The 24796-nt window shown below is 36.5% G+C and carries 20 protein-coding genes; 10 read left to right on the top strand and 10 right to left on the bottom strand.

Annotation, left to right across the window (positions count from 1 at the left end; translation table 11 throughout):
* Positions 1-139 precede the first annotated feature (139 nt).
* A complete protein-coding gene (locus AC3FI7_RS12365; protein ID WP_343659708.1) occupies positions 140-1045 on the bottom strand; it encodes an AraC family transcriptional regulator in 906 nt (301 codons plus the stop codon).
* Between the two features lie 123 nt (positions 1046-1168).
* Between AC3FI7_RS12365 and AC3FI7_RS12360 the strand changes: the two genes are divergently transcribed.
* The 3 genes from AC3FI7_RS12360 to AC3FI7_RS12350 are packed head-to-tail and all read left to right on the top strand — an operon-like array spanning position 1169 to position 6347.
* Positions 1169-2398, top strand: coding sequence for an MFS transporter (locus AC3FI7_RS12360; protein WP_291899511.1), 1230 nt, complete (start codon positions 1169-1171; stop codon positions 2396-2398).
* A gap of 2 nt (positions 2399-2400) precedes the next feature.
* Positions 2401-3882, top strand: coding sequence for a trehalase family glycosidase (locus AC3FI7_RS12355; RefSeq protein ID WP_343659705.1), 1482 nt, complete (start codon positions 2401-2403; stop codon positions 3880-3882).
* A gap of 23 nt (positions 3883-3905) precedes the next feature.
* On the top strand, positions 3906-6347 hold the full coding sequence (locus AC3FI7_RS12350) for a TonB-dependent receptor (RefSeq protein ID WP_491460223.1): 2442 nt from the start codon (positions 3906-3908) through the stop codon (positions 6345-6347).
* 139 nt (positions 6348-6486) lie between these two features.
* Here the strand turns inward: AC3FI7_RS12350 and AC3FI7_RS12345 are convergent, their stop codons facing one another.
* Positions 6487-7125, bottom strand: a complete 639-nt coding sequence (locus AC3FI7_RS12345; RefSeq protein WP_142723999.1) for an MBL fold metallo-hydrolase — start codon at positions 7123-7125, stop codon at positions 6487-6489.
* Between the two features lie 70 nt (positions 7126-7195).
* Here AC3FI7_RS12345 and AC3FI7_RS12340 point away from each other — a divergent pair, with 70 nt between their 5' ends.
* Together AC3FI7_RS12340 and AC3FI7_RS12335 are read left to right on the top strand one after the other, a co-directional pair.
* Complete coding sequence (locus tag AC3FI7_RS12340) at positions 7196-8416, top strand: type IX secretion system plug protein (RefSeq protein WP_142723911.1); 1221 nt, start codon at positions 7196-7198, stop codon at positions 8414-8416.
* A gap of 353 nt (positions 8417-8769) precedes the next feature.
* Positions 8770-10722 (top strand): M4 family metallopeptidase, encoded by a 1953-nt coding sequence (locus AC3FI7_RS12335; RefSeq protein WP_491460222.1) that lies wholly within the window; start codon positions 8770-8772, stop codon positions 10720-10722.
* A 77-nt stretch (positions 10723-10799) separates the two neighbouring features.
* On the opposite strand, the gene hemH is transcribed toward AC3FI7_RS12335, so the two are convergent.
* The 3 genes from hemH to AC3FI7_RS12320 are packed head-to-tail and all read right to left on the bottom strand — an operon-like array spanning position 10800 to position 13260.
* Positions 10800-11828 (bottom strand): ferrochelatase, encoded by a 1029-nt coding sequence (gene hemH / locus AC3FI7_RS12330; RefSeq protein ID WP_142723913.1) that lies wholly within the window; start codon positions 11826-11828, stop codon positions 10800-10802.
* A gap of 15 nt (positions 11829-11843) precedes the next feature.
* Positions 11844-12371, bottom strand: a complete 528-nt coding sequence (locus tag AC3FI7_RS12325; RefSeq protein ID WP_491460221.1) for an NADPH-dependent FMN reductase — start codon at positions 12369-12371, stop codon at positions 11844-11846.
* A gap of 10 nt (positions 12372-12381) precedes the next feature.
* On the bottom strand, positions 12382-13260 hold the full coding sequence (locus AC3FI7_RS12320; protein ID WP_491460220.1) for a NifU family protein: 879 nt from the start codon (positions 13258-13260) through the stop codon (positions 12382-12384).
* Between the two features lie 164 nt (positions 13261-13424).
* On the opposite strand from AC3FI7_RS12320, the gene AC3FI7_RS12315 reads away from it, so the two are divergent.
* The gene (locus AC3FI7_RS12315; protein WP_142723917.1) at positions 13425-13961 is read left to right on the top strand and encodes a gamma carbonic anhydrase family protein; all 537 of its coding nucleotides are present in this window, start codon (positions 13425-13427) and stop codon (positions 13959-13961) included.
* Positions 13962-14136: 175 nt separating this feature from the next.
* On the opposite strand, the gene AC3FI7_RS12310 is transcribed toward AC3FI7_RS12315, so the two are convergent.
* Positions 14137-14598 (bottom strand): hypothetical protein, encoded by a 462-nt coding sequence (locus AC3FI7_RS12310; protein ID WP_343659701.1) that lies wholly within the window; start codon positions 14596-14598, stop codon positions 14137-14139.
* A gap of 73 nt (positions 14599-14671) precedes the next feature.
* Here AC3FI7_RS12310 and AC3FI7_RS12305 point away from each other — a divergent pair, with 73 nt between their 5' ends.
* The gene (locus tag AC3FI7_RS12305; protein WP_343659700.1) at positions 14672-16798 is read left to right on the top strand and encodes a helix-turn-helix domain-containing protein; all 2127 of its coding nucleotides are present in this window, start codon (positions 14672-14674) and stop codon (positions 16796-16798) included.
* A 41-nt stretch (positions 16799-16839) separates the two neighbouring features.
* On the opposite strand, the gene AC3FI7_RS12300 is transcribed toward AC3FI7_RS12305, so the two are convergent.
* Positions 16840-17688: a M12 family metallopeptidase gene (locus AC3FI7_RS12300; protein WP_491460219.1), complete on the bottom strand. Its 849-nt coding sequence runs from the start codon at positions 17686-17688 to the stop codon at positions 16840-16842.
* 508 nt (positions 17689-18196) lie between these two features.
* The gene (locus AC3FI7_RS12295; RefSeq protein WP_491460218.1) at positions 18197-18655 is read right to left on the bottom strand and encodes a hypothetical protein; all 459 of its coding nucleotides are present in this window, start codon (positions 18653-18655) and stop codon (positions 18197-18199) included.
* Between the two features lie 187 nt (positions 18656-18842).
* Here AC3FI7_RS12295 and AC3FI7_RS12290 point away from each other — a divergent pair, with 187 nt between their 5' ends.
* The 3 genes from AC3FI7_RS12290 to AC3FI7_RS12280 all read left to right on the top strand — a co-directional run bounded on the left by AC3FI7_RS12290 (position 18843) and on the right by AC3FI7_RS12280 (position 21720).
* Positions 18843-19847 carry an LLM class flavin-dependent oxidoreductase gene (locus AC3FI7_RS12290; protein ID WP_491460217.1) on the top strand — a complete coding sequence of 335 codons (1005 nt, stop codon included), beginning with the start codon at positions 18843-18845 and terminating at the stop codon, positions 19845-19847.
* A 68-nt stretch (positions 19848-19915) separates the two neighbouring features.
* The gene (gene ribB / locus AC3FI7_RS12285; protein WP_291899468.1) at positions 19916-21037 is read left to right on the top strand and encodes a 3,4-dihydroxy-2-butanone-4-phosphate synthase; all 1122 of its coding nucleotides are present in this window, start codon (positions 19916-19918) and stop codon (positions 21035-21037) included.
* Between the two features lie 101 nt (positions 21038-21138).
* Entirely contained in the window at positions 21139-21720 is a 582-nt protein-coding gene (locus tag AC3FI7_RS12280) for a Crp/Fnr family transcriptional regulator (protein WP_491460216.1), read from the top strand.
* 89 nt (positions 21721-21809) lie between these two features.
* Here AC3FI7_RS12280 and fmt read toward each other — a convergent pair whose 3' ends face one another.
* Entirely contained in the window at positions 21810-22757 is a 948-nt protein-coding gene (gene fmt, locus AC3FI7_RS12275) for a methionyl-tRNA formyltransferase (protein ID WP_491460215.1), read from the bottom strand.
* Between the two features lie 128 nt (positions 22758-22885).
* Complete coding sequence (locus AC3FI7_RS12270) at positions 22886-24793, bottom strand: RecQ family ATP-dependent DNA helicase (protein WP_491460214.1); 1908 nt, start codon at positions 24791-24793, stop codon at positions 22886-22888.
* Positions 24794-24796 lie beyond the last annotated feature (3 nt).

Here is a 24796-nt window from a genome sequence, read left to right as displayed (position 1 = left end):
CAGGAGTCTCGACAAAGCCTGTATTCTTTTATTGTAATCTTATGCAAGAATTCTATAAGTAAATCTGGATTCCTAAGGAATGAACAAACAAAGCGTTTAGAATAGCCACACGAATTGTTGACAAGAACCAAACAAATTATTAAAAACTTACTTTGGCTTTGACCTCCTTTTCAACCTTCATATCTGCATTAACATTATTGTGAGAAAAATTTTTGATAAACTCTGAAGGAGTTTTACCAGTGTATTTTTTAAACATCCTGTTAAAATAGGTCACATTATTAAAACCGCATTGATAGCTGCATTCTGAAATAGACCTGTCCTGTGCCATCAGCAAGCAGGCCTTATTGATTCTATATCTGTTGACAAATTCTGTGAAAGTAATCTGAGTCGCTTTTTTGAAGAAATTACAGAAAGCAGGCAACGTGAGATTAGCGAGTTTTGCTACTTCCTCAATATCAATTTCCTTATCGTAATGATGCTCCACAAATGTGAAGATATTCTCAAGACGGGTTTTATTTTTAGAGATAATGGTATAAGGCATGATTTCTTTGTTCAGTATATCATAATCTTCACACTTTGACAGTTCAAAAAGAATTTCCAGAAGCAGTAAATATCGTTTATAACCTTCCGATTCAAGCATGAGCCTCAGTTTGGGAAGCATCAGTTTTTTTACTCTATGATGAAAATGGATTCCGTATTTTGAAAGTTCCAACAGGTTTTTGATGGATCTGGCTTCTACTTCCTGCTGGGGAAACTGAAGGATCTCTTCCTTAAACTGAAGCACAATTTCTTCATGTGGATCAATAGAATTCAGTCCAAATCCGGAGTGGGGAATATTAGACCCGATCAATACAAGATCACCATTCGTGTAGTTACTTTTATGATAGCCAACATGGCGGGTTCCATTCCCCGAAATGACACATACCAGTTCAATTTCTGGATGGTAATGATATTCCCATTTGAATTCTGAGATAGGAGAGTTGTTATGAATAGTGCGAAATGAGCTCTTTTCATTGGGAATCACTCTTTCAAAAGTAACTTTCATTTAATTAATCATATTTATTTATTAAAAATACGAATTATATTAATATAGTTCAAATATTCATTTACTGTGTTAAATTATCGTTAACACAAATGCTTCTATCTTAGCCAGCAAGAAATAACCTGAATGAAAAATATTAACATCAAGGCCGTTTTATTTTTAAATTATTTTGTCTTCGCGATTCTCCTGAATTCTGTGGGAACAGTCATCCTGCAGGTACAGCAGAATTTTGGGATTTCAAAATCTTCGGCCAGTGTTTTGGAAGGTTTTAAAGATCTTCCGATCGCCATATGTTCATTTGTTCTCGCTTCATTTCTGCCCAGAATAGGAATAAAGAAATCCATGCTGACTGCTTTGTTGCTGGTAAGTTGTATGTGTTTTGTGATGCCGTTTACCAATGCTTTTTGGGTTTTTAAAATATTGTTTGCTACGGTAGGAGTCTCTTTTGCGCTAATCAAAATATCAGTATTTACTTCTATTGGACTGGTGACAGAAACAGATAAGGAGCATTCCAGTTTTATGGGATTTCTGGAAGGGTTTTTCATGATTGGAGTATTGGCTGGAAATGTTCTGTTCAGTTTGTATATTGATGATCACAATCCACGATCTACAGAATGGCTGAATGTGTATTGGGTTCTTGGAGGACTTTCAAGCATGTCTTTTTTATTTCTTTTCTTTTCGAAACTGAATGAGAAGGAAGCTAAAAATGAGAAAACAGATCTGCTGGGAGATCTAAAGAACAGCGCAAGTTTGTTCAGTTACAAAAAAGTGTTATGCTTTTTATTATGTGCTTTCCTTTTTGTGCTGGTAGAACAAAGCTTTCAGACCTGGACTCCCACTTTTTATAAAGAAATTTTAAAAGTACCGACATCCATGAGTATCCAGGCGGGAGCGGTTTTGGCAGGTGCTTTTGCCTTAGGAAGATTCCTGTCAGGATTTTTTTCAAAGAAATTCAGCTGGATCTATGTGGTTTCTTTTTGTGTGATAGGTTTTGCCATTAGCTTACTGTTGGTTTTACCATTGACTCACAATATCCATATTGATACTCAAACAAACTGGCTGAATGCTCCTTTGGTGGTGTATTTATTTCCTTTGATGGGAGGCTTGCTGGCACCTATTTATCCGAGTATTAACTCTGTGATCCTGGCATCAATCCCGAAATATCTGCACAGTGCAATGTCAGGATTAATTGTGGTGTTCTCGGCCATCGGAGGAACTATAGGTTCTATCATTACCGGTTTTGTGTTTCAGGAATTCAGTGGGCAGCAGGCATTTTATCTGTCTTTGATTCCACTTTCATTACTGATCACTTCAGCAATTTTCATGAATAAATTAAAAATTAACCCTAAAAAATAACAATGAGTAATCAGCTTTATATAAATGAAATTCAAAGTCTTTTTGATGATGTACAGCGATCTGAAATTTTTGAAGATCAGAAAATGATGACGGATGCAGTTCCTCTGTTTCCGATTGTGAAGATCAATGAAGAGTATGAAAAGATGAAAGACTCTCCTGATTTTGATCTGAAAGATTTTGTGATGGCCCACTTTGATTTTTTAGGAGCCAGAGTTTCTGTTCAGAGGGAAGATCATCTTCCGATTAAGGAACACATTGAAAAGCTGTGGGATGAATTGACCCGTACAGCCTATGAAGAAAAAGGAACCCTTTTAAAACTGCCAAAACCTTATATTGTTCCAGGCGGCCGTTTTAATGAGTTTTTCTATTGGGACAGTTATTTTATTATGCTTGGATTAAAAGCTTCCGGAAGAGTGGAAATGATGGAAAATATTATCGAGAACTGTTCTTACCTTATTCAGAACGTAGGATTTGTTCCCAATGCGAGCAGAACTCATTTCCTGAGCAGATCGCAGCCTCCTTATTTTTCATTAATGCTGGATCTCCTTTTTGAAACCAATCATGACAAAGGAATCTATTCGCAGTACTATGCAACTTTGGAGAAAGAATATGCATTCTGGATGGATGGTGAAGAATGGCTGGAGAACAATTCAAACGTAAAAAGAGTAGTCAGAACTGCAGAAGGTGATATTCTTAACCGGTATTATGATGCAGAGAATGCGCCACGTCCTGAAAGCTACCTGATCGATATTGAAGATCATGAAAAAACTACAGGAGATGAATTTTACAGAAATATAAGAAGTGCCTGTGAGTCAGGCTGGGATTTTTCCAGCAGATGGTTTGCAGACGGAGAACATATACAGACGATAGAAACGCTGAATCTTGCACAGGTTGATCTGAACTGCCTTTTATGGCATCTGGAAATGACATTGGCAAAATCTTCATCGCTTCAGGGTCTGACAGAAAAAGAAAATTATTTTACTGAAAGAGCAGCAAGCCGAAGACAGATGATCAATAAATATTTCTGGGATGGAAATACTAACAATTATAAAGATTATCACACTAAAAAAAACACAAAAACACCGTCTGAACATATTGCTGCTCTTTACCCCTTATTCCTTGGGATTGCAGACCAGGAACAGGCAGAAGCTGTTGCTAAAACTATTACAGAAAAGTTCTTATATCAGGGAGGACTTGTGACGACCACTAAAAACTCAGGCCAGCAGTGGGACCTTCCCAATGCATGGGCTCCCTATCAGTGGCTGGGCTTCAAAGCAATGAAAAATTATGGCTTTGATGAACTGGCTGAGAAGATAAAAAACAACTGGTGTTCCAATGTAGAAAGGGTTTACAAAAACACCGGAAAACTGATGGAAAAATACAATGCATTAGACACAGAAACAATAGCAGGCGGCGGGGAATACCCCAATCAGGATGGATTCGGCTGGACGAATGGCGTGTATTTACAATTACAACAAAACTGAAACTAACTATAAAAGATAAGGCTATGAAAAAAAAATCAATATTTTTAATCGCCGCAACAGCTACGTTATATTTTAATAATGCTTATGCCCAGGAAACACCGCAGGATTCTGCAAAAGTTTCTTCCATCGATCAGATTGTTATCACAGGAAACTCAAATCCAAAGAAAAAAATAGAGTCCAGTACAGCAATTTCGACATTCAGTGCCAAAGAGATTCAGAAGCAGAACCCGATCAGTGCGGCTGCTTTATTGCAGAGAGTCCCGGGATTTGCCGTGGAAACTTCGGGAGGTGAAGTAGGAAATAACCTTTTTGCAAGAGGGATTCCTTCGGCAGGAGCCTATGAATTTGTACAGGTGCAGGAAGATGGTCTTCCGGTTTTTGAAGACGGAGCCCTTCAGTTTGCCAATGCAGATAATTTTTTCAGGGTAGATAATTCGGTAAGCCGTCTGGAAGCTTTGAGAGGAGGCTCAGGTTCTATTTATGCCAATAATTCTCCCGGTGGTCTGATCAACTTTATTACAAAAGAAGGTTCCAATGATTTTAAAGGAACTGCAAAACTGGAAACCAGTACCTACGGATTAATGCGTACAGATGTCAATCTGGGAGGAGCATTGGTTCAGGATAAATTGTTTTTCAATGTAGGAGGTTTTTACAGAACAGATGACGGGATAAGAAAAACAGGTTTCAAAGCCAATAATGGAGGGCAGATCAGAATGAATCTGAAATACGTCTTTGATAAAGGCTACGTAAAAGTATATTACAAAAAACTGGATGACAGGAATACATTCTATTTACCGATCCCTTTGGTACAGGATGGAAATAAACTGAAAGGATTCCAGGATTTTGATCCTAATTACGGAACTTACAGTTACAGAGGAATCAGTCAGCTGAACATTCCGCAGGCTGGCGGAGGTTTTTTCAGCAGAGATCTGGAAAATGGAATTCATCCGAAGGTAGATGTATTGGGAGCTGAGTTTAAATACGATCTTGGACACAATTTCAGTGTTTTAAATAAAACCAGGTATACCAACATCAATATGAACTATACGGGGATTTTCCCGGCAGGAGCTCCGTACACAGCAGCAGATTTTGCTAAAAAAAGCGGGATTTCAGGAAGTAATTATCAATATTCATTAGTAAGCGGCGGTGGGACTGTTAATCCTCAATTTGTACAGGAGCTGGGATTCTGGGCTATTGATAAACAGATGAATAATTTTGTGAATGATTTGCAGTTCAATTATAAATTTAATAAAGGAAATGTAACCGCAGGTTTTTATAAATCAAACTGGAAATCTCATCAGTACTGGAACTGGAGTAATATTTTAACAACAGCTACAGACAGACCTCAGTTATTAAATCTTGTAGATACTTCTCTGTCTCCGGCTGATACCGGATACTCAAAAACCTATAACGGAGTGACAAGCATGTCTTTTCTGATCAGGGATTCACAAATTCAGGGTAGCCTTAATGATGTGTATATGAATCTGGATTATAATATTACTGATGCATGGAGCTTCAACGGAGGAATCCGTTACAGCCGTGATTATTATAAAGGATATGGAGTCAATACCACAACAGCCAATCTTAATAATTCAGGATTAACGGTGGATGGTACCCATGGCTTTGCCACTACGACAGCTGATGATAAAATGTCTGTATTAGGCAATAAATATACCTATTGGTATTATGACATCAACAAAGTTTCTTTTACGTTGGCAACAAACTATAAAATCAATCGTGAGAATGCAGTATATGCCCGTTTTTCCAATGGATTCAGATCTCCGAATGAAGAAGCATATTACAATAATATGGCAGATCTGAGCCAGATCAAGCCTGTATTGACGAATCAGCTGGAAATAGGATATAAATATTATTCCAGAACGTTTGATGTTGCAGTGATTCCATTTTATTCAACTCTTAAGAATATTTCATTTACAGATGTTTTCTCTGATGGAACTTCCGAGAATAAATTTGCCAATACGACCAACCTTGGGGTGGAGATTGAAGGATATACAAGATTATTCAATAATATCCTGGAAGTTACTTTTAACGGAACCATTCAGAACCCGAAATATAAAGACTTCAGAGGAAGAAATGCAGATGGCTCTACGTTTGATTATGACGGGAATGTGGTAAGACGAATGCCGAAGTTTTATTTCAATATCTCTCCGGCTGTCAACATTACAAAAGAATGGAGAGCTTATGTAAGTATGAACTATTATGGCAAACGTTTCCAGAATGAAGGGAATACTGAAGATAATATTCTTCCGTCATTTACTGAATTTGGGGCAGGTATGTCTTATCAGCTGGGAAAAATACGCTTTGCTGTGGACGGAACCAATATATTTAATACAATAGGAATCACAGAGGGAGACCCGAGATCATCATCTGTTGTAGGAAATATCAGAATGGCCAGACCTATTATGGGAGCTGCTGCCAGAGCTTCAATTACATTGGACTTCTAAATTCTGTTTCTTTATAAAATAAACCGTCAGAAATTTTCTGACGGTTTTGTGTTTTTATGTTCTCTTATATTTAGTGTCAGACCCAAGTTGGATTCCATACATTTACAGAACTTACAATCCCTCTGACTCTCAATCTCTCTTACTTAAAAAATGGATTGTACTGTTTTTCAAACCCAATTGAAGTAGGATTCCCATGTCCTGAAAAAACCTGTGTGTCATCATGTAAAATGAAAAGTTTGGATTTGATTCCCTCAATCAGCTGATCATAATTGCCCTTATATAAATCTGTTCTTCCGATGCTGCCTTCAAAAAGTACATCACCTGAAATCATGAATTTCTGGTTTTCATTGTGATAAACAACACTTCCCGGAGAATGTCCCGGAACATGATAAATTTTAAACTTTTCACCATCCAGATCAAGCTCGTCACCTTCCTTTACATATTCGATATCTACTTTTACAGGATCTATCTGCATCCCGAATCTCACACCACTCGCCTGAAGCATATCCAGTACTTCCTGATCTTCCTGATGCATATAAACCGGTACTTTGAAGATATCAAAAGCCCATTGAAGCCCAATTACATGATCAATGTGAGCATGTGTCAAAAGGATTTTCTGAATCTTCAGCCCTTTTTCTGTAATAAAATTATGAATAACCTGAGTCTCCTGGGCATTCATATTTCCCGGATCAATTAACCAGGCATGTTTATTTTCGTTATAGATAATGTAAGTATTTTCGCTGGCAAAGTTGAATACGAAACCTTGAATCTGAAGCATATCTGAATATTTTTTATCCAAAAATACGATATTATTAAGAAAATGGCTATTTTTCGTTATCTTCGTCATAATGAAAACTTTGCGAATACTCTTACTTTCTTTGAGCGGACTGGTTTTTGGACAAAATATCCAAAGTGTTCAGCTGTTCAATCCTCAGACCAATGACGAAACCCCGGTAATTAGGATAGGTGAACAGTTGGTGCTGGGCTTTGATGATCTTACCAACGGCAGTCAGATCTATAGATACACATTCAAACATTATGACAGAAACTGGAATGAAGATAATCTGTTTTTTACAGAATTTGCTACCGGAAGTATGAATGCTCTTCTGGATCAGTTTCAGTATTCTTTCAATACATTACAGGCGTATACCCACTATAAACTGGTTTTTCCGAATGATAAAATTCAGCTTAAGGTTTCAGGAAATTATGAGCTGATTGTTTATAAAGATTCTGCAGACCAGCCACTTTTCAAAAAAAGATTTTATCTGGTAGAAGATGTGACATCTGTTGGTTTAAATATTTCGAGATTTGCGGATGCAAAAAATCCCAGTCTTAATCAGAGGGTGGAAGTGAATGTTTCTCCAAAAGGAGGAGATATTTCTTCCAATGTTAATTCAATCACCCTGAATGTGATGCAGAACAATAATCCGAATATGGTGCTTTCCAACCTTAAGCCTAGCAGTGTTTTAGGAAATCAGGTGCTTTTTCAGCAGATGAATCTTACTTTTCCCGGAGATAATGAGTTTTATTATTTTGATAATAAAAATATGAATATGGCAGCGGATATGGTACGTGCTACTGAGATAAAAGATGATGTCAACCAGACATATCTGCATCCTGTATGGGCGTTTCCTTTAAATTATCAATATCAGCCGGATGTCAACGGAGCATGGTATTACAGAAGAAATGATTTGGGAAGAGAGAGAGATGCGGAAAGAGAGGCTGATTATTCCTGGGTACATTTCTATCTGGATTCAGATCCTGTGGATAAAGAGATTTATGTTTTGGGTGGGTTTAATAATTTTAAACCAGGTAAAGAAAACCAGATGCAATACGATCCGGCTACAAAGCAATATGTAGCTAAAATATTTCTGAAACAAGGGTTCTATAATTATCTTTTGGCTACAAAAGAGGGAAACGGACCTCTTAATTTTGGTGAGATCAACGGAAACTTCTGGCAGACAGAAAACCTGTATCAGGCATTCCTGTATTATGCGCCTTTCGGAAGGAACTATGATGGCCTGATGGGATATGGGGAATTCAGAACCCCAATTGCGAATAAACGCTAATAATCAGTAATTATTAATTGCCACATAAAATTTTATATATAAAACTGTCTTTTGAGGCAGTTCTTTTTTTTACATACTAAAAGAATATTTTCCCAACCAAATTGACCCTATTTCTTCAATTATAATGCACAACATAGTGAAAAAAAATAATTCACAAAATTTTGATTTTAATTAAATATTTTAACATAAAATTCGCATTGCTGAAAAATTATATTTAAATAATTTTCTTTGTTTTAAAATCGTCATTGTGTTTTCTTTATTGATTTATAATATCAATTGAATTTTTATTATATTTTATATCGTTTTATTGTGAAAAGTTTATAAATTCGTCAACACAATCAACCAATATTAATATGAAAACGAAATTTATCTTAGTGGCAAGCGTTGCTGCCTGCTCTTTTGTCTTTGGACAAAACACACCATCAAAATTAGTTCCGGGTAAAAGCGGATTACATGCAGAGTTTATGAGATTCGAAAAAAATGAACCTGCATTCCAGGGTAGCCCTGTTTTATTTGACGAAGCATCACAAAGACTTACTCAAGGCCAGGGACGTAAGCTGGGATTAGAAAAAGATGCATTAGGATTCGAAACCCATAGATTTCAGCAGACCATCAATGATATTCCTGTAGAATATGGAATGATGGCTGTACAGACAAAAGACGGCAAAATTGTAGGGCAAACCGGTAAATGGGTTCTGCAGGCTCCAAAACAAATGAGCAGAAAGGCCAATATTTCTGAAAATACAGCTTTGCAGAGTGCTTTATCTTTTGTAGGTGCACAGGTATACAAGTGGCAAAATAAAGAAGAGGAGGATTTCCTAAAAAAAGAATCTGCCGATCCCCATGCAAGTTTTGAACCCAAAGGTGAATTAGTATATTATTCCGATCCTGACGATGATAGACTGAATGATTTAAGGCTGGCGTATAAATTTGATATTTATGCTGAAAAGCCTTTAAGCAGACAATATGTGTTTGTAGATGCTAAAAATGGACAGGTGTTAGGGGTAGATGCTATTATCCACGAAGTAAACAGTCCGGGAACGGCTGTTACAGCATACAGCGGAACCCGTAATATAACAGCAGATTCCTATAATGGAAGCTACCGTCTAAGAGAAACAGGAAGAAATGGAGGAACAGCTGTGGAAACTTATAATCTTAAAAAAGGAACCAGCTATGCTTCTGCTGTAGATTTTACAGATACAGATAATAACTGGAATAATGTCAATACCAATAAAGATCAATATGCTACTGATGCTCATTGGGGAGCTGAAATGACAGTAGATTATTTTTATACAAAATATGGACGTAAGAGTATTGATAATAATAATTTCGCTATTAAATCTTATGTTCATTATTCTACCAATTACTTTAATGCATTTTGGGATGGTTCCAGAATGACTTATGGAGATGGCAGCTCTACAACAAACGGAGGAAAACCTTTAACAGCAATAGATGTTTGCGGTCATGAAATCACACACGGTCTAACTTCTAAAACGGCTAATCTTGCTTATCAGAGAGAATCCGGAGCTTTAAATGAAGGGTTCTCAGATATCTTCGGAAATACGATTGAGCGTTGGGCAAGACCTACACAGGCAAGCTGGACTCTTGGAGAAGATTTCAACTATGTGATCAGAAATATGGCTAACCCAAATGATTACAGCCAGCCTGATACTTATATGGGAACCTATTGGAAAACCACTACCACCTCAGGATGTTCTACTCCAAGCCAGTCTAATGATTATTGTGGGGTACATACCAACTCAGGAGTACTTAATTTCTGGTATTATTTGTTAGTAACCGGAGGGTCTGGTACAAATGATAAAGGATTTGCTTATAATGTTTCCGGAATCGGACTGGATAAAGCAGGAGCTATCGCTTACAGAACATTAACGACTTATCTGACCTCTTCATCCAATTATGCCAATGCAAGAACCTACTCTCTTCAGGCAGCCGCAGATCTGTATGGTGCCGGCAGTAATGAAGTAACTCAGGTTACCAATGCATGGAATGCAGTAGGTGTAGGAGGGGGAACATCAGCTGCAGGAAAAGTGGCAGCTGCAGATACTCCGCTTTATACTATAAGCCCAAATCCTGCAACCGACAGATTCACCATAAACTTTGAAGGTAAAGCCGGAAAAGGAATTGTAGAACTGGTAAGCCTGACAGGTAAAAAAGAGATATCTGAAAAAGTTGAAATTACTGATGGAGTAAATAAACTTAATATTCAGCTTCCTTCCAATATTCTTCCGGGAGTATACATTGTTATGGTAAACGGACAGAAAGCAGGAAACCTTATTAAAAAGTAGCACCAAATTTTTTAATATATTCACAAAAAGGCCACAAGTTAATCTTGTGGCCTTTTGTATATTTTGAGTAAAGTAAATTACACCAGATAAAAATCATTCAGTTTTTCTTCACAAAGAATTTTTACCACTTCAATCCAACGGTCTTCATCATTAAGACATGGAATGTAGTGAAAATTTTCTCCACCTCCATGGAGGAACTGTTCTTTTCCTTCCACAGAAATTTCTTCAAGCGTCTCCAGGCAGTCAGAAACGAAAGCAGGGCAGACAATGGCCAGGTTTTTCACTCCTTTTTTGCCAATACCTTCAAGCGTTTCATCAGTATAAGGTTCAATCCATTTGTCTTTTCCTAATCTTGACTGGAAAGAAACAATAGTTTTTTCCTTAGGTAAATTCAGTTTATCAATCACAAGCTGTGTCGTTTTATAACATTGATGCCGATAGCAGAACTGATGACTCGGATTATCTTCTCTGGAACAGCAGTCATTAAGATTACAGGTCTTGGTAGGATCTGTCTTATAAATATGTCTTTCCGGAACTCCATGATACGAAAACTGCAGGGCATCGAAATTTTCAGGAAGCTTCTCCTTAATACTCTCTGCAAGACAGTTGATATAAATATCTCTGTTATAGAAAGGCTGAATATAATTGATCTTCACCTGTGGAAACTTCTTTTTTCTGACTTCTTCTGCCTTTTCAATCACCGTTTCCGTTGTGCTCATCGCATATTGAGGATATAGAGGAAAAAGAACAATTTCCGTAATTCCCTGATCTACCAGTTTCTGAATGCCGGTTTCAATACTAGGTTCTGCATATCTCATTCCTATTTCCACCGGAACATCTACTACTTTCTGAAGCTTTTTCTGAATCTGTTCTGTGATAACAATCAGTGGAGAGCCTTTATCTGTCCAAACAGTTTTATAGGCTTCGGCAGATTTTGCAGGTCTGGTTTTCAGGATAATTCCCTGTACAAGAAGAGCACGGAAAATCCAGCGATAATCTATCACTCTTTCATCCATCAAAAATTCGTCAAGATATTCCTTTACGTCGTTTACAGAGGTAGATCTCGGCGATCCGAGATTGACCAGTAAAATTCCTTTCTTATTCAATATTCTAATTTTTAATTATGAAACAGATATTGTAAAATCTGTCACTAATTTTGCTATTTTAGCAAAGGTATCACTTTCCAGTAAGCCATTGCTGTCAAATTTTCCTTTTATCCCTTTTATTAATACCTGATGTTGGTCATCTGCTACAGCACCCAGAGTCTTTAAAATGAATAATAACTCATCATGTCCCTTTTCTCCACTGGCAGAAGCCGTGATTACAGCTACCGGTTTCTCAGAAAAAACCGTAGTGGAAACACACCATTCCAAAAGATTTTTTAATCTGCCCGGAATACTGAAAATATATTCCGGCGTAGAAAATATAATCCCTGCTGCATTGTTAATATCCTCTCTGATCTTAAGTACTTTTTCAGGAGTATTATGATCCGTTAACGCAGTATTAAAATGCGGAAGAACAGAAAGATCATCATACATCTGGAAATCTGCATCATCCATTTTTTCCAGTACCTGTTGCATCAGTTGCTGATTGCTGGAATTTTCAGAAGCACTTCCAATAATGACTATAATTTTCTTTCCGGGAGGCATAGCCACTGTTTTATCCGTTTACAGCTTCTACTTTTTCTACTAAATCCGGAACGAATTGCTTTAAAATATTTTCGATACCGTTTTTCAGGGTAGCTGTAGAACTTGGGCAGCCGGAACATGCTCCCTGCAGAAGCATTTTTGCCGTTTTATTTTCCTGATCATATTCCATCAGAGAAATCTTTCCTCCATCGTTTTCTACGGCAGGAGCTACATATTCATTCAAAATATCTGAAATTTTCTGCTCATCTTCAGTATAATCTCTGTTGATGATCTTTTCAACAGGATTTTCATGTTTCTGAGGTTCAATTTTTGAAATTTCACCTCCGTTTTGAAGATACTCAGCAATAAGAGCACGAACAGTCATCATCACCTGGTGCCACTCAACAGAGTTGTCTCTTGTAACTGCTACAAAGTTGTCAGAAATGAAAACTTCCGTTGCAAAATCAAATTCTTTAAAAATAGCCTGAGCCAAAGGGACTTCTTCAACCGCTTCTTTCGATTTTACTTCCACAAAACCATCCATCAGCAGCTTGTTTGATACAAACTTCATGACATTGGGATTTGGAGTCATTTCAGCATAAATCTGATACATTTCTTTTTTCTTCTGAAGATAAATTCTCGGGTTAGCCAATAATTCATCCTCAATTACGTTTTTCAGACTTTCAGCAACATGTTCCCATTCTATGGTATCCTGTTTTGCCACAGCTACAAAATTAGCCGTAATGAAAACTCTTTCTACAAACGGATAATTGAAAAGTTCCTGTGCCAGTGGAATTTCTGATATATCTGAATTTCTGTCCAGTTCCAAAGACCCTGGTATGAGATTGTAATCAGCTACAAATTTCATCACTTTCGGGTTTTCGGTTGGTTCTATAAGTACGGTACGCATTTTTTCGTTAAATTTGAGATACAAAAATACGCATTAGAAGTTAGAAGCTGAAAATTGAGAGTTAGATTTTTGCTATCGCTGTAATTTAGAAGTTAGATACCTGAAATTATATCGCACATATCACATTCTCAAATTGGCTCATTTCAAATTTTCAAATTAATATTATGGCACTTATAAAAAAACTTTTAGGAAAAGCACCACAGATCGGAGAGAATACTTTTTTAGCAGAAACGGCAACCATTATTGGTGATGTTACCATGGGAAAAGACTGCAGTGTCTGGTATAATGCAGTGATACGCGGAGATGTTAATTATATCAGAATGGGCGACAAAGTGAATGTTCAGGATAATGCAATGCTGCACTGTACTTATCAGAAATATCCTTTGAATATTGGTAACAATGTTTCTATCGGGCATAACGCAATTGTTCATGGATGCACCATTAAAGATAATGTATTGATTGGGATGGGAGCTATTGTGATGGATGATTGTCTGGTGGAAGAAAATTCTATTGTAGGAGCCGGTTCTGTAGTGACTCAGGGAACTCATATTAAATCAGGAGAAGTCTGGGGAGGAGTTCCTGCAAAAAAAATCAAAGATATCAATGCGCAGTTGCTGGAAGGAGAAGTAAACAGAATTGCGGATAACTATGTGAAATATTCTTCCTGGTACAAGGAGAATGTGAAAGATCATCAATTATAACCTGTCAAGTGAATAGTGAATAGTCAATTCGCTGCACTTATCAATTATTTTTGGTGTCAAAAATTCACTATTCACTTGCGAAGCAAAATTTACCATTGATCTATTTAAAATAAATATAAAAGCTCTGTTTCAAAACAGAGCTTTTTCGATTTGATATAGAACCTTTGCTTTATTGTTAATTATTATCCGGTGTAATAAGCCTGATCTTGCCATTGATACATTTGAGCGATGTAGGTGGCTCGATCATCATACAGTCGGACGTAATATTATATTTTTCATTAAAAGCCTTCACTTTATCAGTATATTCATTCACTCTTTGTAAAAAAGAAGCTTCTATTTTCTTGGGATAAGCAATGTATTGCTGAGGTCCGCCACAAGGTTTTGATCCCATTGGAGTAAAAGCCCATTCACTGGCATCCGTACATTTTTCCCCAGAAACTTCAGATTCTATAGAAGCTTTTAACTTATCGAGCTGTGCCTGTTCATATTTCTGGCTGTCTTCATCAGCAGGTCGGTTTGCAATATCAACAGGAAGATTGATGTTGGCATTATTTGAGGTATTACAGGAAACAAGAGTTAATGTAGTACATAATACTATTGCTGGGATATGAAAGAATATTTTTTTCACAATAAACATTTTTCTTTTTAAGAATTTTCAAAACTTATGCCAAGGTAAGAAAATCAAATTCATTTCCGTATTTTTGAAAACGATGAATAATCATTTTTTTGACTTAATAGAGTATACCAATAGAAGTGTTTTTCTGACCGGGAAAGCGGGAACAGGGAAGACAACGTTTCTTAATGATTTTGTAAGACGAACGAAGAAAAAGCATATTGTGGTAGCTCCTACGGGAATTGCTGCTATTAATGCTGGCGGAGTAACGATCCATTCTATGTTCGGATTACCATTGAGAACCTTTCTGCCGACAACAGAAAGGATAGATACCAGCTTGGCAAATAATATTGCTGACCTGATGCCTCATTTCAAATATCGTAAAGATAAACTTAAGCTTTTAAGAGAAGTTGAAATTATCATTATAGATGAGGTTTCGATGTTGAGAGCTGATGTACTGGATATGATGGATTTTTCTTTACGGTTTATCCGAAGAAATAACCAGAGGTTTGGTGGTGTGCAGATGCTGTTCATCGGCGATTTGTATCAGCTTCCTCCGGTAGTGAGGGATGAGCATATCCTCAAAATGTATTACAACTCTCCTTTCTTTTTCGACAGTCATGCCATTAAGGAAATCCCAATTGTTACCATTGAGCTGACAAAAGTATACAGACAGTCTGATCAGGAGTTTCTCGAAATCCTGAATGCTATCCGGGACGGTGATGTTGACAATATTGATTTTGAGCATCTGAATGAAAGATATGATCCTGACTTCGACATGGGGAAAGAATCTTACGTATATCTTTGTTCTCACAACAAAATGGCAGATGAAATCAACCAGGAGAAGTTAGCGGAAATCAAGTCGGATCCTCAGGTTTATGAAGCTAAACTTGTGGGTGACTTTAAAGAAAACCAGTTTCCGAATGAGCAGTTTTTAGAATTAAAAATTGGGGCTCAGATTATGTTTATCCGTAATGATGTTTCCGGTGAAAAGAAATATTTTAACGGAAAGCTGGGAGAGATCATAGGATTGGATGAAAATGAAATCCGGGTGGTACTGGATGAGAGTGAAAATGAAATTGTGGTAAAAAGAGAAACCTGGGAACAGAAGAAGTATTTTCTTGATACAGATAAAAATATTCAGGAAGAAGTCCTTGGAAGTTTTGAACAGTTTCCGATAAAGCTGGCCTGGGCTGTTACGATACATAAAAGTCAGGGATTAACGTTTGATAAGGTCATCATTGATGCCGGTAAAAGTTTTACTGCCGGTCAGGTTTATGTGGCTTTATCCCGTTGCAGAACACTGGAAGGAATTGTTTTAAAATCAAAAATTACTCCTGAAGTTATTTTTAAAGACAACAGGATTTTGCACTTCCATACGGATACTATTGCCAATGATCATGTTGAAGCCATTCTGAATCAGGAAAAATATGACTACAGCATCAGAAAAGTATTGCGTACGTTAGACTGCACATGGTTTTTAAAAGAAGTGGAAGAATGGAATAACCTTTCGATTGTGACTAAGAATATTGACCATGTTAAAACCAAACAGCTTTATCTGCAGCTCAAACATGAAGCGGTCAATCTGGGGAAAATTTTTGAAAAACTGGAACGAATCATTTTCCAGAAAGTCAGTAATTTTATTGAACAAAAAGAAGAATGGGCCGAAATTGAAAGCAAATCAAAAGGGGCTGTTAATTTCTTTTTTACAGAGACCAGGAATAAGATTTTTGATCCCTTAAAAGAGTTTTATGCTGAAATAAAAGGTGCAAAAGGCTTAAAACAATATAATGAAGAATTTAAAAGCTGGCTTGAAGACATTGAAGAGTATCTGAACAGTTTACGGGATATTTATCTTCTTGAAACGAAACTTTTAGATGAAAAGAATGATAAGGAAATTAATCTGAAAATCGCTAAAGTGCCCTCTCAGGTTTTAACCTTCCAGTTATTTGAACAGGGAAAAACGATCGGAGAAATTGCATTGGAAAGAGGTTTGGTGAAAGAAACCGTGATTGGCCATCTCGCTAAGTTTGCAGAACAGGGATTGCTTGATATTACAAGGGTAATTACTTCAGATAAGATTAAGGCTTTTGAAGAAGAGTTCTACAAAAACCCGCACGAAACTCTTACAGAATGGAAGAATGCACTGCCAAGCCATTTTGAATTTAATGAAATCAGAATTTTGATCAATCATTATAATTATAAAAAAGAAAAGAACTCTTAAGGGTTCTTTTCTTTTTATGTGAAAATTTTTCAATATTAAAATTAAGGATACATCGCGTTGATGGTATTGATGTCTCCTGCCGTAAACCCCGTTCTGTTATAGGTAAAGCTTGAGTTATCAGCCCTTGTAATAGTGGGTAACCCGTTTTTAGAATAAGAGGTCGGCCAATACATCATTACTGAATTGATATTGAATGGTCCTATATCTGTTCCAGAATTATAGATATTAAAATTATAAGACTGCCCGCTTTGGATATTGTTCCATAGTATTTTTACATACTGGTCCCTGTCTTTACGGGTATGTTCATGATAAAGTCCCACTGTATGTCCCATTTCATGAATGACCGATCCTACAGAAATATATTGATCCAGAGAGACTGTCTGTTTTCCTCCCTGATATCCGATATGAGCCCAGCCATCTGATCCTGATGAACTTCCGAAAATAAATTCTACATAATTAGACTGATTGGTCCGGTAAATCCATTGAGTATTGGTTTTGGCATTGTATTCATTAATCGCAGTATTGATTTTATTTATGTTGATAGAGCCCATATTGCTGGCAATGGTATAGTAAATTTTGCCATTGGGCCACCTTGAATAACTGGCACCGCCTTTATTCAGTCCGCTGCCTTCTGACAATTGTTTGTCGGTAAGAACAATATCTCCCTGGAAAAAGTTCATTCCGTTTTTCCTTTCATAGGTAATTTCCTGGCCATTCAATTGTCCCCTTTTTACATTTTCAGCACTGGAAGCACTGGCTTGTACTTCGGATGTAATTTCTTCATTATTTTTACTGCAGGATACTAATGTTGCAGCGATAATAAGAGTTATCAGCACACTTTTTCCTGTCCATAATTTTGGATAGATCAGGGAATTGGATTTTTGGTTCATATTAAAGTTTTTAAAGATTTGGTATACGAATATACTTAATAATTCTCTTTTTAATGAATTATTTTTGTTGAAATATATCTTTTATTGCTATTCGTTTTGATAGATAAAATCATAAAAAATAAAAAAGGTCTGAAAAATATTCAAAACCCTTTTTATTTCTATTCGTTTAGCAAATCCTGATTGACTCTGTAACCGACAATTTTTATATCTCCATTCTTATTCTATTCTAAAGTAAAAGATCTTCTGTTTTTATACTCTTTTTACATTTTGCATAAAGAAATATTGACTTCAGGCATTGCTTCCCTTTACTACCATTATTTCCCATTTTGCAAGATTGTATTCTTCAACAGGACCAATCTCATTGACTGTATTCATAAGTTTTACAAGTTTTTCTTTATCAGTCACCTCAAAAAACTTCTCACCAAATAATTTATAAATATCATCAGGATCGGAGTTCCTGATAAAATTTTATTGGAATTTTTCACCATCAGTTTTGTCAGATTCTCTGTTATTTAATTTTAGTATCTAAGATTAATTTTCTCCGATTATTGTCGTAAAAAGTAGCATAATAACTTTCGTTTCTGAACTCAGTTTCTGTATTTTCTATTGTATTAAATCTGCTTTTATCTGTTTTGGTGAATTCAACAATTTCAAAATGCTTTTCATCAATAGTTGTAAATCTTACCAGTTTCAGGTATTCATCAATTGAATTTTTATCAATCATAATTTTTCCACCCCCAAGCTGATGTCTGTCCTGTCCATTTTTCTTTACACTCGAAATCCAATACTCTTCTCCGGTTTCTATATCAAAATGATTGGCATAGATTCCTGGGTTTTTGAGCTTTTTGATGGCTTTGTTATTGAAATAAACTGTTTGTCCGGATTTTGAAAATTCTACAAAACCAATCCAAGCCGGCCCGTGATGCCCGAAGGATTTGTTTTCGATATACATTATTTTTGGTTTCATGCTTTTTTATACATGGACAATTTACTTAAAATTCTATAAATAAAATCAGATAAAATAAAATTGAATTCCAATAGTTTTTCCCTGAAGTGATTGATCGGTTTTATTAATTACAAAAAGTAACTAATGCAGTTTTTATGTTTTAAATTTGTTTGGTTTTTTGAGACCAAAGAAAAATGAACCTCTCACTATGAAAAATTTTGAAATTTCTGTTTTAGATCTTGCTCCAGTAAAGCAGGAGAAAAGCATTCACGATACATTTCAGGACAGCTTATCATTAGCAAAATATACTGAAAATTTAAATTATAAAAGATTCTGGCTGGCAGAGCATCACAATATGGAGAGTATTGCAAGCTCAGCAACCTCCGTTTTGATAGGTTTCATTGCCAATGGAACGAAAAGGATCAGAGTAGGCTCTGGTGGAATTATGCTTCCCAACCACAGTTCTCTGATCATTGCAGAACAATTCGGTACTTTAGAATCTCTTTTCCCGGGAAGAATCGATCTGGGATTGGGAAGAGCTCCGGGAACAGATGGTTTAACGGCACAAGCATTAGGAAGAAATCCGGCGATTATCAACGAGCAGTTTCCCAGACAGATTCTTGAGCTTCAAAGATATTTTTCCAAAGAAAATTCAGATGCAATGGTTCGTGCGATTCCCGGAGAAGGATTGGATATTCCTCTGTATATTCTGGGATCCAGTACAGACAGTGCATGGCTTGCTGCAGAACTTGGTCTGCCTTATGCATTCGCAGGACATTTCGCCCCGGAACAGATGGAAATGGCATTTAAAATATACAGAGAACATTTCGAGCCGTCAAAATATTTAGATACACCTTATATCATTGCCTGCGTAAACGGTGTGGCTGCGGAGACTTCGGAAGAAGCCCATAAAATTTCCACTACTTTATTCCAGGCCTTCATCAATATTGTAAGAAACGACAGAAAACCTTTCGCGCCTCCGGTAGATGATATGGATGAAATCTGGTCGCCCATGGAAAAATCTATGGTTTTACAGAAACTGAGATATACTTTTATTGGTGATCAGGCAGAAATTCAGGAAAAGCTTAAAAATTTCCAGGAAAGATTTCAGGTAGACGAGCTAATGATCAATTCCCATATTTATGACCATCAGAAAAGATTAAGATCTTATGAGATTTTCAGAGAGGCAGCAGACTCTCTATCCAAAGCGTAATAAACCATCCATAATTAATTGGCAGATGCTTATTTTTATGAGTATCTTTGCACAAATAAAAAGTAAAAATGTCCGATATTAAATTAAATACTATTCCAGAGGCTATTGAAGACCTTAGAAATGGTAAAATAATCATAGTAGTAGATGATGAAGACAGAGAAAATGAAGGTGATTTTCTTTGCGCAGCAGAACTGACAACGCCGGAAATTATCAATTTTATGGCTCTTCACGGAAGAGGGCTGATCTGTATGCCGCTGCCTGAAAAAAGATGTGATGAGCTTGGGCTTGAAGTAATGGTAAGCAGAAGCAGCGATCCTAAGGAAACGGCTTTCACCGTATCTGTGGACCTTTTAGGAAACGGAACATCTACAGGAATTTCTGCAGGAGACAGAGCAAAAACAATTTTAGCGCTGATGGATGAAAAATCCAAACCTACAGATTTTATGAGACCCGGTCATATTTTCCCGCTTCGAGCAAGAAAAGGAGGAGTATTGAAAAGAGCAGGACATACGGAAGCAGCTATTGATCTTACCAGCCTGGCAGGTTTAAAAGAAGGAGGAGTAATCTGTGAGATTATGAACGAAGATGGTTCGATGTCACGTCTGCCTGAACTTCATGCTTTTGCTCAAAAGCATGACATGAAGATCGTTTCTATCGAAGACCTCATCCATTATCAGCTTAAAAAAGGTAATCTGGTTGAAAGAATTGAAGAAAGAAAAGTAAAAACACATTATGGAGATTTTGATTTCTATGCTTTCAGGGAAACATCCAATGAACAGATCCATTTCGCTTTAACAAAAGGAGCCTGGACTGTTGATGAGCCTGTTCTGGTAAGAGTACAGTCTTCAGATTCTTATTTCGATGTATTGACAAGATTGAACAATGGTGAGAAACCCTTACTGGAAAAAGTAACCAATATCGTAAATGAAGCTGGAAAAGGAGCAATTATTTTTATTAACAATGTTTCCAATTCTGAAAATACTTTGAGAAAACTTCAGCAGTTCCTGAACTATCAGGACGGGCAGGAGCAGCACCCTACGTTAGCTTATAATTACAGAGATTACGGAATCGGGACGCAAATCTTAAAGAATTTGGGGATCAATAAGTTTAAAGTAATCACTCAAAACCCAAATATCAAACCTCAGGTTGGAGGATATGATGTAGAGGTTACTGAGATGGTACAGCTATAGTAAATGAACAGCCAATAGAAAATTTATTTTATAATAAATGGTAGTTGGCAACACAAAAAATAAGGTTTAGGATTTTTCTAAACCTTTTTTATTTTTAGCCTATGACTGAACTTTTAAAAAAACACATCCGGGGATATATTGATATTTCAGATGAAAAGCTGGAGAAATACTGCAGCGCCTTTAATCTTAGGAAAATAAAGAAAAAAGAATTCCTTTTAAAAGAAGGAGAGATCTGTGAATTTGAAGGATTCGTTCTCAGTGGCTGTTTTAAAGTTTTTCACACCCATCATAATGCTGCAGAACAAATACTGTATTTTGGAATTGAAAGCTGGTGGATCTCAGATATTGACAGTTTTGTGAACTGTATTCCTTCAAAGCTCAATATCCAGGCACTTGAAGATAGTGAGATCCTTATGATTCCCAAAAAGGAAAAAGAAAAACTGTATGCTGAAATGCCAGAGATTGAAAGACTGATGAGGCTTAAATTTCAGAAATCCATTATAGCGTTGCAACGTAGAATTATTGATAATCTTAGTAAACCTTCAGATGAACGTTATGTTGAATTTTTAAAGGATTATCCACAAACAGCTCACCGGCTTACGAATATTCAGATTGCTGCCTATCTTGGAGTAACTCCTGAATTTATAAGCAGGATCAGGAAGAAAATTGTCAGTAACCGATAATCGGTTTTTACTCGCTACTAATTAAAAATCCCAGAAGCTGTAAATACTTCTGGGACTTTATATTTGATTATCTGATAAGATATCATTCTTTAATTTAAGGTGATTCCGTCAAAGTTTCGGAAACCATTCAGGAAATCTTTTACCATCATTCTTTTTTTTCCTTCCAACTGAAGTTCTATCGGATAGTAAATTCCATCCTCGGTATAGATTTTAAACTCATTCTTTGAAATATCCAGTGTTCCAGCTGGCTTTCCGTGGTCAGCAAGTTCAAACTTTCCTCCGAATATCTTTAATCCCTTTTCTTCATTTTCTATCTTTAACGTAGTAAAAGCAGCAGGATAAGGAGACATTCCGAGGATAAACTGATGAATAGCCTTTGAAGACTGGTTCCAATTAATCCGGGTATCTTCTTTGAAAATTTTATAGGCATTTTTAGGATGTTCTACCTGTGGCTGAGGTTTTTCTTCAATAGCATTTTCAGCCAGGCCATCTAATGTTCTTACGACGAGTCCTGCACCCATTTCCATCAGTCTGTCATGAAGACTTCCTGCGTTTTCATCGGGTAAAATTTCCAATTCCTGCTGAAGGAGAATATTTCCTTCGTCAATTTTTTCATTGATAAAGAACGTTGTTGCTCCTGTTTTCTCTTCTCCATTGATGACCGCATAGTTAATAGGAGCAGCACCCCTGTAGTCAGGAAGCAATGAAGCATGAAGATTAAAAGTCCCCATTTTAGGCATTTCAAAAAGAACTTTGGGCATCATTCTGAATGCAACCACTACAAAAACATCAGCCTCCAGTTTTCTTAGTTCTTCTAAAAATTCCGGATTTCTTAATTTTTCCGGCTGGAAAACAGGAATATTATTTTCTTCTGCATAGATTTTTACCGGTGATTGGTGAATTTTTTGTCCGCGTCCGCTGGCTTTATCAGCAACGGTTACAACTCCTGCCACCTGATGGTGAGACTGATGGATCGCCTCCAAAGAAGTTTTTGCAAACTCAGGAGTTCCTAAAAAAACGACTTTCAATGATTTCATACCGCAAAGATAAGTTTTTGATCTGAGAGATGGAAGGTATTAGTGTTTGAGGATAGGGAGTTGTAGAGTATGAGAGTGGGAGAGTTTTAAAGATAGGATGGAATTATGACTACTTCATATTCTGCCCATTACTCATGATTCAGTGCATAGGTTCTGAAATTCAGCATTCTTATCTTTCCTGAATCTAAGAGGTAGATCAGATTTTCCAATATATTCTCCTTAGGATGATAGCTTAGCTGTATAGACAATTCTTCAATAGTAGCAGATTTTTTTGCTAATAAATTAATGATCTGCTGGGAAATGTTTTTCCCAAAAATAGACTGTTTATTTTTCTCACAGACTGAACACTGACCACAGTTTTTTGAATTTTTCTCACCGAAATAAGCAAGAATGAGCTTCATTTTACAGTAATCATTATTTTCTGCATAAAATTTCATTTCTTCCCATTTCTGGATTTTATTCCTCTGAATATGTTCAAATAATTTCCAGTAAGTACTGTTCACAGCCCTTTCATCACGGGGTCTTAGAAACTTTATGCTGGAAAGTGCTCCATCAATATATTCAAGATAATTTTTCTGCTGCATTTCTTTCAGCCTTTCTTTGATTAAAGGAACGCTCACATTAATTTTGTTGCTTACCTGCTGTTCACTGAACATGACTTTATGGGTCGTAATTCCCGATATAGTACGGAAAAGAAGTTCTATAAAATGAGCATCCTTTTGTGGCAACTGATCAATCTCATCAGCTTTGATAAAAAGCTCGATCGAAGACAGACTTTTATTATCATTATAGTAGACAATCTCCTGGTTATGCAGAAAATTAAGTACATTGCTGATCTTCGCTTTCGAAAGCTTTGTAAAATTCTGTATACTGAGGCTATTCAATTGAAATGTTTTTTCAGGAAGTTCAAATTCTGCTACCTGAAAAATTGAGTAGAGATAACTTACAATCTTCAGAAATTCAGCCTTATTTGGGGTCTGGTTTTTTAAAACCTGATCGAAATTCAATAGTTCCTGTTTGTTCCAGAGCATGAAGGCAAAACTGTCTTTTCCATCTCTTCCTGCCCTTCCAATTTCCTGATAATAGTTTTCCAGGGATGCGGCAGGGGAGTAGTGAATAACAAAACGGACATTGTCTTTATCAATACCCATTCCAAAGGCATTGGTAGAAATCAGCACATGATTGTCACTGTTGTTCCAGAGATTCTGTTTTGCATTTTTTTCTTTAGTGGTTAATCCTGCATGAAAATAATCCACATTTTTCAGTTGATTTTTTTTCAGGAATTCTGCCAGCAGCTCAGCTTCTTTTCTGGTTCTTACATAGACAATTCCTGAATCGTTGCTGTATTTTAAAATATCAAAAACCCGCTGAAATTTATCAGATACTTCATCTGTGAAAATTTTAATATTCTCTCTTTTGAAACTTTTTTGAAAAACAAAAGGATTTTTTAATTCCAATTTATTTTTAATCTCTTCCAGTACTTTTGGCGTAGCAGTTGCAGTGAGAGCAAGACAAGGTATTTCAGGGTTATTATTTCTGAATCCTTTAATATTTTGATAGCTTGGTCTGAAATCCTGTCCCCATTCCGAAATACAGTGGGCTTCATCCACAGCTATGAAGGATAACTGAATTTCCTCCATATTTTGAATAAATTGTGTATTGGTAAGTCTTTCGGGAGAGACATAGAGTAATTTTGTAAGTCCTTCCTTGCAGCGGTCATAAATTGTTTCAGCATCATATTCATCCAGTTCGGAAGAAAGATATTCTGCTTCTATACCCCGGGATTTAAGCTGGTTGACCTGGTCTTTCATCAGTGCCAGCAAAGGAGAAACTACAAGGCAGGTTCCTTCTTTTAATAAGGCTGGTAATTGATAACATAAGGATTTTCCTGCTCCGGTAGGTAACAGAACCAGAGTGTCTTTTTCGTTGATTACTGCATTGATAATTTCTTCCTGAGAATCCCTGAAGCCGGTATAACCCCAGAAATACTTAAGAGTATCATATTTTAGCTTTTGAAAATCCTGCGGAGAAATCATGAT

It is taken from the genome of Chryseobacterium sp. TQ-BC-N36 (assembly GCF_058382295.1).
Note: the sequence above shows the minus strand (reverse complement) of the source record. Positions and strands in the feature narration are given on the sequence as shown.

Coding starts and splice junctions, on each gene's coding strand:
- AC3FI7_RS12280 (WP_491460216.1), top strand. CDS start 21,139: ATGACTGAACTTTTAAAAAAACACATCCGGGGATATATTGATATTTCA.
- AC3FI7_RS12340 (WP_142723911.1), top strand. CDS start 7,196: ATGAAAACTTTGCGAATACTCTTACTTTCTTTGAGCGGACTGGTTTTT.
- AC3FI7_RS12360 (WP_291899511.1), top strand. CDS start 1,169: ATGAAAAATATTAACATCAAGGCCGTTTTATTTTTAAATTATTTTGTC.
- AC3FI7_RS12315 (WP_142723917.1), top strand. CDS start 13,425: ATGGCACTTATAAAAAAACTTTTAGGAAAAGCACCACAGATCGGAGAG.
- AC3FI7_RS12300 (WP_491460219.1), bottom strand. CDS start 17,688: ATGAACCAAAAATCCAATTCCCTGATCTATCCAAAATTATGGACAGGA.
- AC3FI7_RS12335 (WP_491460222.1), top strand. CDS start 8,770: ATGAAAACGAAATTTATCTTAGTGGCAAGCGTTGCTGCCTGCTCTTTT.
- AC3FI7_RS12295 (WP_491460218.1), bottom strand. CDS start 18,655: ATGAAACCAAAAATAATGTATATCGAAAACAAATCCTTCGGGCATCAC.
- AC3FI7_RS12350 (WP_491460223.1), top strand. CDS start 3,906: ATGAAAAAAAAATCAATATTTTTAATCGCCGCAACAGCTACGTTATAT.
- AC3FI7_RS12345 (WP_142723999.1), bottom strand. CDS start 7,125: ATGCTTCAGATTCAAGGTTTCGTATTCAACTTTGCCAGCGAAAATACT.
- ribB (WP_291899468.1), top strand. CDS start 19,916: ATGTCCGATATTAAATTAAATACTATTCCAGAGGCTATTGAAGACCTT.
- AC3FI7_RS12270 (WP_491460214.1), bottom strand. CDS start 24,793: ATGATTTCTCCGCAGGATTTTCAAAAGCTAAAATATGATACTCTTAAG.
- AC3FI7_RS12305 (WP_343659700.1), top strand. CDS start 14,672: ATGAATAATCATTTTTTTGACTTAATAGAGTATACCAATAGAAGTGTT.
- AC3FI7_RS12325 (WP_491460221.1), bottom strand. CDS start 12,371: ATGCCTCCCGGAAAGAAAATTATAGTCATTATTGGAAGTGCTTCTGAA.
- AC3FI7_RS12320 (WP_491460220.1), bottom strand. CDS start 13,260: ATGCGTACCGTACTTATAGAACCAACCGAAAACCCGAAAGTGATGAAA.
- AC3FI7_RS12365 (WP_343659708.1), bottom strand. CDS start 1,045: ATGAAAGTTACTTTTGAAAGAGTGATTCCCAATGAAAAGAGCTCATTT.
- AC3FI7_RS12355 (WP_343659705.1), top strand. CDS start 2,401: ATGAGTAATCAGCTTTATATAAATGAAATTCAAAGTCTTTTTGATGAT.
- AC3FI7_RS12310 (WP_343659701.1), bottom strand. CDS start 14,598: ATGTTTATTGTGAAAAAAATATTCTTTCATATCCCAGCAATAGTATTA.
- AC3FI7_RS12290 (WP_491460217.1), top strand. CDS start 18,843: ATGAAAAATTTTGAAATTTCTGTTTTAGATCTTGCTCCAGTAAAGCAG.
- fmt (WP_491460215.1), bottom strand. CDS start 22,757: ATGAAATCATTGAAAGTCGTTTTTTTAGGAACTCCTGAGTTTGCAAAA.